The 7,910-nt window shown below is 36.6% G+C and carries 5 protein-coding genes and 3 tRNA genes; 1 reads left to right on the top strand and 7 read right to left on the bottom strand.

The features are described 5' to 3' along the window. Positions 1-256: 256 nt before the first annotated feature. From G5B32_RS12470 to G5B32_RS12440, 7 genes are all read right to left on the bottom strand, one after another. Complete coding sequence (locus G5B32_RS12470; RefSeq protein ID WP_165291859.1) at positions 257-1,126, bottom strand: DUF4440 domain-containing protein; 870 nt, start codon at positions 1,124-1,126, stop codon at positions 257-259. 24 nt (positions 1,127-1,150) lie between these two features. Then, positions 1,151-2,623, bottom strand: a complete 1,473-nt coding sequence (gene cysS, locus G5B32_RS12465; RefSeq protein ID WP_165291858.1) for a cysteine--tRNA ligase — start codon at positions 2,621-2,623, stop codon at positions 1,151-1,153. A 30-nt stretch (positions 2,624-2,653) separates the two neighbouring features. Continuing rightward, positions 2,654-3,961, bottom strand: coding sequence for a ribosome biogenesis GTPase Der (der, locus tag G5B32_RS12460; protein ID WP_165291857.1), 1,308 nt, complete (start codon positions 3,959-3,961; stop codon positions 2,654-2,656). Positions 3,962-4,108: 147 nt separating this feature from the next. Continuing rightward, a complete protein-coding gene (locus G5B32_RS12455) occupies positions 4,109-6,217 on the bottom strand; it encodes a beta-N-acetylglucosaminidase domain-containing protein (RefSeq protein WP_165291856.1) in 2,109 nt (702 codons plus the stop codon). Positions 6,218-6,537: 320 nt separating this feature from the next. Next, a tRNA-Met gene (locus G5B32_RS12450) sits at positions 6,538-6,609 on the bottom strand. Between the two features lie 45 nt (positions 6,610-6,654). Beyond that, positions 6,655-6,726 (bottom strand) — tRNA-Met (locus G5B32_RS12445). A gap of 48 nt (positions 6,727-6,774) precedes the next feature. Then, a tRNA-Met gene (locus G5B32_RS12440) sits at positions 6,775-6,846 on the bottom strand. 119 nt (positions 6,847-6,965) lie between these two features. On the opposite strand from G5B32_RS12440, the gene era reads away from it, so the two are divergent. After that, positions 6,966-7,844, top strand: a complete 879-nt coding sequence (era, locus tag G5B32_RS12435) for a GTPase Era (RefSeq protein ID WP_165291855.1) — start codon at positions 6,966-6,968, stop codon at positions 7,842-7,844. Positions 7,845-7,910 lie beyond the last annotated feature (66 nt).

Genomic DNA, 7,910 nt, shown 5'->3' with positions numbered 1-7,910 from the left:
AAAATTAATCTAAAAAAGCAGGGGTATTAGCTTTAAAAATGTCAAATTGGGATAATAAGAGCCAAATAGCATATACTTATTGACTAAACTTACAATAAGGACAATTAATAAACAATCTTCCAGAAATCCCTAAAACAAAAATGACTGAGTAAGCTTAATACTATACTCAGTCATTTTTTTAAGTCTCTTAAAAAAATAGAAACTTTTTCAGTGCCCTCGAAAATTTCAAGCCTTATTTTTTGTTCTTATTTAAAGATTACCTCTCAAACATCATCTCCAAAACCACTCTCCATTGATAATCTTCTTTTAATTGCCAAACACGGATATAGTTAAATTTAATAGCTTTATCTTTGGTGTGTATTGTGGCTGTACCTTGCGAATAAGCGTACTCTCCACTGTAAGCACGTCCTACTTTCAAAGGCTCTGTAACGATATCAATACGTTGTTTTTTGATAAAGTTAACTACATTATTCTTGCCTTCGATTTCATTCTGCCACGGGTAATAGAAACGTACTTCGTCCGCCATAAATTCTTTATAGGCAGCCTCTGTATTGGATTTAGAAATCGTTGAGAACAACTGATCTGTAGATTGTACAATATCTTCACGTTGTTTTAAACGAACTTGCGAACGATGTTTCAAATACCAAGAATCATCTGGCTCTTGATAGGTTAAGTCCTTCGCTTTCTGTTTTCCGTAGTTTTCTACTTCTGCGCGAAGATCCACTTTCCACACACCCTTTTTGTCTCTTTTCCAAATAATCAGATATTGACCGAAACGCTTGATCGCCCCTACCTTTTGAAACTCCATGCTTCCAGAAGTCACGCCAAATTCTAAACTTTTAGATACCAAAGCAAAATTTGGCTCCCATGTTAATACATCTGGAATATTGGGCCTATTATTTAAATAATTGAATGCATTTACCGAGGACGGAACATAAAATTCGGAAGTCTTATCTATAATAGATGAAAATGCAGCATGAGGCCCTTGAGCCTTAGAAATAAGAGCTGCATTGCGATCTGCTGTGATTAATCCACCAACTTTTTCAGGAAGTTGAGCAAATAAAACTTGCGAAGGAATTAAAGCACAAGCTATAGATACGGTTTTAAGAATAGTTGAATACTTCATCTAAAATTATTTGCAATCCTTCAATCAAATCTTATTCCAAAGTGTTCCTTCTTTGCTATCTTTTAACTGAATACCAATAGCTGCTAACTCATTACGAATCTTATCGGAAGTAGCATAATCTTTATTTTGCTTCGCTTCATTACGCAAGCTAATGACCAATTCCATCAACTTATCGATACTTTCATTGTCCGCACCAAGCTGATCGTCTTTCAATCCCATGATATCGAATACGAAATCATTCATCAATTGCTTGATTGTAATAAGAGTAGCAGCATCCGCTTGTTGTTTGCCATCATAGATAGAATTAATCAAACGTACTACCTCAAATAATTCAGCAATTAACACAGGAGAATTGAAATCATCGTCCATAGCCGCATAACAACGCGCTGTCAATGCTTCTAAATCCACATCAATCTTCGCTGTCGAAGTAGGAACAATCTTATCCAATAAACCTATTGCATTCATCAAGCGTTTGTAACCTTTCTCTGCAGCATCCAAAGCTTCATTAGAAAAATCCAATGTACTTCTGTAATGTGCTTGCAACATAAAGAAACGAACCGCCATTGGCGAATATCCTTTATTCAACAAAGGGTGATTACCTGTAAACAATTCACCTGGCAAGAAACCATTTCCAGCGGATTTGGACATACGTGCACCATTGACCGTAAGCATATTCGTATGCATCCAGTATTTAGCAGGAGAAGTATGATTACAAGCTTCCGATTGGGCGATTTCATTCGTATGGTGCGTAGCCGCCAAATCCATACCCCCACCATGAATATCAAATTGGTCACCCAAATATTTGCGGCTCATCGCAGAACATTCGATATGCCAACCTGGGAAGCCTACGCTCCAAGGTGCAGGCCAACGCATGATATGTTCTGGCTTTGCTTTAATCCAAAGTGCAAAATCCAATCTACCTTTTTTCTCATCCTGCCCCCCCAATTCTCTTGTGTTATTCAGTAAATCCTCAAGATTACGATTGGTTAAGATGGTATAGTTATGTTCTTTGGTGTATTTTTCAACATCAAAATAAACCGTTCCATTTGCTTCATAAGCATAACCGTTTTCGATGATTTGTTTCACCATTTCGATTTGCTCCGAAATATGACCAGTCGCAGTCGGCTCAATGCTTGGTGGCAGTGTGTTGAACAAACGTAAAACATCGTGGAAACCTATCGTATATTTCTGTACGATTTCCATTGGTTCTAGTTGTTCTAATTTCGCTTTTTTTGCGAACTTATCATCACCCTCATCGTTATCACCTTCTAAGTGACCCGCGTCAGTAATGTTGCGCACATAGCGTACTTTATAACCTAAATGAAGTAAGTAACGGAATATTAAATCAAAAGAAACGAAAGTTCTACAGTTGCCCAAATGCACATCACTGTAAACAGTAGGCCCACAAACATACATCCCTACTAGATTCGGGTGTAAAGGTTCAAACTTTTCCTTTTTACGTGTTAATGTATTATAAAGTACCAGATTGTGTTGCATATAGAACTCTAGTTAACTTGATTTGATAAATTATTTTTGTCTGAAATATACTTGAATAGGAACACCTGTGAAATTAAAGTTTTCACGTAGTTTGTTCTCAATATAACGTTTGTATGGATCTCTAATATACTGTGGCAAATTACAGAAGAAAGCAAACATAGGTGCTCTTCCTGGCAACTGCGTAGCATACTTAATCTTGATGTATTTACCTTTTACTGCTGGTGGCGGATAGTTTTCAATAACGTTCAACATCACCTCATTCAATTTTGAAGTAGGGATTTTCTTCGTTTTGTTTTTATAAACTTCCATCGCAGCTTCTACTACTTTGAAAATACGTTGTTTCTCCGTTACAGACGTGAAAATAATAGGCACATCGGTAAAAGGAGCAATTTTGTCTTTGATACGAGCTTCAAACTCTTTCATTGTTTTGTGGTCTTTTTCAATTGTATCCCATTTGTTTACCACAACCACAAGTCCTTTTTTGTTTTTTTCCGCTAGGTGGAAAATATTAATATCCTGCGCTTCGATACCATCATTCGCGTCTAACATCAAGACGATTACATCCGAATCTTCTAATGCACGGATAGTACGCATTACCGAATAGAATTCGATATCCTCATTCACTTTATTTTTACGACGCAATCCTGCAGTATCCACTAATAAGAATTCGTGACCAAACTGATTGTAGTGAATTTTGATGGTATCACGAGTTGTACCAGCGATATTCGTTACGATATTACGGTCAGTACCTAATAAGGCATTTGTCAAAGATGATTTACCTACATTCGGACGACCTACGATAGTTACTTTTGGAAGTGGATCTTCTTCCACCTCTTCTTCTGGATCTGGGAAATTAGAAACGATAGCATCCAATAATTCACCTGTACCCGAACCTGTAGCCGAAGACACATTATAAACTTCTCCTAAACCAAAAGCATAAAATTCTGTGGATTCGTGGTGTAATTTAGCGTGGTCTACTTTGTTAGCCACTACATAAACTGGTTTTGATGTACGACGCAATAAATCTGCGATTTCGTCATCCAAATCTGTAATACCCACTTTCACGTCTACCATGAAAATAATTACAGAAGCTTCTTCGATAGCGATGTGCACCTGATCACGGATAGCTTCTTCGAAGATATCATCCGAACCATGTACAAAACCACCTGTATCAATAACAGTGAATTTTTTACCAATCCACTCTGCCATTTCGTAATGACGGTCACGAGTCACCCCGCTAAAGTCATCTACAATAGCTTTTCTACTTTCCGTTAAACGGTTAAATAAAGTCGATTTTCCCACATTTGGGCGACCTACGATTGCAACAATGTTTGCCATACTTTTAAATAATTTTATCTCGCGCGTTACCATCTCGGCAACTACATTTCAAAATGAAATACCGGCTACAAAGGTACACAAAATTGGTTGTATAATTTTTAGAGATTTTATAGAAAGAAAAAGGCACATGAAAATGTGCCTTTTGTCTTATTCGAATATAATTTCAAACTGTGTTAACCTTGCTGTTTTGCTTTCAGATCCTGTATTTATCAAGCGTACAAACTTAGCTTGAACGGCTTTATCTTTCGTCCAGCTGAGACCATCATGACTATATTGCAATTCAATACCTTCTAATTTCTCATCAAATCTAAATTTCACTTCACGAATCTTAGATACTGACGTTATGTTTATACCTACATAATCATTCGCCTGGAAAGTGATATATTCTAACATTCTACTCAATTTTAACACTTGGAAAGGTCTATTTCCATTCTGCACATCATTTTGAACTGGCAATGCTTTTATATTATCAATATTCGTATACACTTTACCTGCAGGTTGATTGGCTGCATCTTTCACTGGATAGCCTGATTCTTTCAACAATTTGTGATAATACAGGTAAGATTGCTCCATCCAAGGCAATACATGACGACTTGCTGTCACAATACCCGGTTGGTAAGGATTTCTATTATTCGTTTGATCAATTTTGATCATTTGATCTCTCAATTGTTGAAATTCTTGGAAGAAATTAAATAGCAGGTCTTTGTTATCCGCAATACGATTCATTTCTAACAACGATAACGCGGCTTTGCCTTGAATTGCAAAATAATCTAACCAAGGTTTTATCTCTACCACCAAATTCTGATGAGCGGCATTAGCCAAAATCGCTTTTGTCGAAGGTTCAAACTGTTGGAATTCCTTTTTCAAAACAGACTCTTCTTCTAAGCTCAAAGACTTTATTTTTCCTTCTTTCAAAGATTCTGTCAATCCATCTAAGACCGAAGAAATTGCTTGAGATTCTAATCTACGGTATTGGTGATAACTTGGTCCTGGATCTGTATTATGCGCAGAAAATAATAAGTAAGCCTTATTCATCGAAGGATAAAGTCTATCCACAGCTTCTTTCCACGTTTTTTCTGAGTCATAGGCTTTCAAATTCCAACTGTAATTTGCTACAGAAAAGATCGCGACTTTTGATGCTTCAGGTTTATCCATTGGATTGGTTACAAAGCCTGACATTTCCGTTTTGGCATCTTTATCCAAACCATACGACTCCCCCAACAACAGGTGATTACGCACATAATCACTTACCGGGTAATTCCACCAAACAAAAGATGGTCTTTTGATACGCTGATTTACCCATCGCTGCCCTTCCAACGTAATATCATGAATCACGGTATTACCAGTCCACATCACATGAATACGTTTATCCAATTGATCACCCAAAATATCCAAATATGTGCCTTCTTTTGGGTTAGACCAGCCTTTATTATATTCTGTAGGACACATAATTAATGCGCCTACATCTTTTTTCTTGTCTATAAATTCCTTTTGCAAATAATTCAACAATCCAGCTTGTTTCTCTGCTTTTGTACCCTCGCCTGAAATATCATCAAAAAATACAGCAAAATGACGCACTCCTAAATCGTACATCAATTGAAACTTGTGCAATACCGCTAAACTGTCTGCATTATTCCATTTGATATCTTTACCTGGATGGATAGCCCAGTAGAAATCTACTTGATTTTGATTTGCGATTTCCACCAACTCTTTCAGCTTCGCAGCTTCATCTGTTGGATAAGCTTCTCTCCATTTTGGCGAAGAATGGTACGGATCATCTTTGGGTCCGTAGATATAGGTATTCATTTTCCAGTCACCATAAAAACGCAACTGTGCAATACGCGCTTCATGGCTCCATGGATTACCATAAAAACCTTCTACTGTACCGCGAAAGGCAACGTCAGGCTGATCCTGAATATTTATAAGAAATAATTTCCCATTACTCTTTGCTTGTTGAAGCAATTGGGCTAATGTTTTATATGCATAAAATTGCCCCCTAGCAGTAGAATATTGAATCTCAATCTTCTTGTTCGTAACAGCTAATTTATAACCTTCTTGAGGAAGATTTTTCAGTTTTTTCTCTACAACTTTTAGCCCATTCTTTGTAGAAAAATCATAAAGAAGAGTTGAGTTGGATTTTACCCCAACATAATCAATACTACCATTAGATTCTACGTGATGTGGAATAGGATAAATTGTCTGACTCGAGGCTAAAAAAGGAAAGCAAATGCTCAATATTAAAAATAACGTTTTCATAAGTAGTTTAGGGACTTAAGCAATCTCTTTAATTCTCAATGATAACTGAATTATATCAGAAATAAATGATCAAATCGCAAGAAAACGTTTGCGTAATATTTGCGAAACCAAAATGCTGAGGATTTAGTTTTCAACGAAAAAGGCGCCTTGATAGACGCCTTTTACAATTATTATTTACAATTTTAACTTGTTGGATTTTGTGTTAATGTTCCAGAATAAGAATTAATCGCAGATTGAGGAATAAAATAGATCACCCTAAAATCTGTTGGTTGGATTCAACACAAAAAAAGCCTCACGCAGAAGTGTAAGGCTTTACTTAGTAGCGGGAGCCAGACTCGAACTGACGACCTTCGGGTTATGAGCCCGACGAGCTACCACTGCTCCATCCCGCATTGTATTTTCGATAAATCTAACCTCGCGTTAGATTTTAATATTAGTAGCGGGGACCAGACTCGAACTGATGACCTTCGGGTTATGAGCCCGACGAGCTACCACTGCTCCACCCCGCATTGTATTTTTCAATAAATCTAACCTCGCGTTAGACTTTTTTTTCTTAGTAGCGGGAGCCAGACTCGAACTGACGACCTTCGGGTTATGAGCCCGACGAGCTACCACTGCTCCATCCCGCATTATATTTTATATGTCAAAATCTTTGTTCTTAATATCAAAATCAAAGATTATTTACTCCCTTAATTGGAGTACAAAGATATTATTTGTTTCTTTGTAAAACAAATAAATATTTAAAAAAATGTCACATAAAGCTGGGTTCGTAAGTATAATTGGAAAGCCAAACGCAGGTAAGTCTACGCTAATGAACGCTTTAGTGGGTGAAAAAATGTCTATCATTACTCCTAAAGCACAAACAACTCGTCATCGTATAATGGGTATCGTGAACGATGAAAACCACCAAATTATCTTTTCGGACACTCCTGGAGTGATAAAACCTAAGTATTCTTTACAAGAATCTATGATGAGTTTTGTAGAAGGATCGCTTATTGATGCAGATGTAATTCTTTTCGTTACGGATATTCATGAGAAATATGATGAACACGACGTATTAGAAAAATTGAGAAAAACTTCTTCACCAGTAGCTGTATTAATTAACAAAATTGATAAGTCTTCAGAAGAAGAGGTAAGAGAGAAAATAGAATTTTGGAAGGAGAAATTAAATCCAGAAGCGATTTTCGCAATGTCAGCCTTATTGGGGTATAACGTACCTCCTATTTTAGAATATATTAAAGAAAAATTACCTGTTCATCCGCCATACTATGAGAAAGATGAATTGACAGATAAATCTATGCGATTTTTCGTATCCGAAATGATTCGTGAAAAAATCTTCAAATTGTATGATAAAGAAATCCCTTACAGTACAGAGGTGGCTGTTACTTCTTATAAAGAAGAAGCCAACATAACACGTATTGCTGCGGAAATCTATGTGGAGCGTGATTCGCAAAAAAATATTATTATCGGTAAGGCTGGTGCTATGATCAAAAAAGTAGGTACTTATGCCCGCCAGGATATAGAAGAATTCATTGGTGGTAAGGTCTTCTTAGAAATATTCGTTAAAGTCGTTCCTGACTGGAGAGCTAAGAAAAATATCTTAAAAAGATTTGGTTACGAAGATTAAAACAAAATCCCCCATTACAATCTGTTAATGGGGGATTTTTTATATATAAACCTTATTTTAAATTCT

The sequence above is a fragment of the Sphingobacterium sp. SGL-16 genome, assembly GCF_011043515.1.
GTDB lineage: Bacteria > Bacteroidota > Bacteroidia > Sphingobacteriales > Sphingobacteriaceae > Sphingobacterium > Sphingobacterium litopenaei.
Note: the sequence above shows the minus strand (reverse complement) of the source record. Positions and strands in the feature narration are given on the sequence as shown.

What these genes read in the sequence shown, in the direction of transcription:
- cysS (WP_165291858.1), bottom strand. Translation starts at nt 2,623, where the DNA reads ATGCAACACAATCTGGTACTTTATAATACATTAACACGTAAAAAGGAA.
- era (WP_165291855.1), top strand. Translation starts at nt 6,966, where the DNA reads ATGTCACATAAAGCTGGGTTCGTAAGTATAATTGGAAAGCCAAACGCA.
- der (WP_165291857.1), bottom strand. Translation starts at nt 3,961, where the DNA reads ATGGCAAACATTGTTGCAATCGTAGGTCGCCCAAATGTGGGAAAATCG.
- G5B32_RS12455 (WP_165291856.1), bottom strand. Translation starts at nt 6,217, where the DNA reads ATGAAAACGTTATTTTTAATATTGAGCATTTGCTTTCCTTTTTTAGCC.
- G5B32_RS12470 (WP_165291859.1), bottom strand. Translation starts at nt 1,126, where the DNA reads ATGAAGTATTCAACTATTCTTAAAACCGTATCTATAGCTTGTGCTTTA.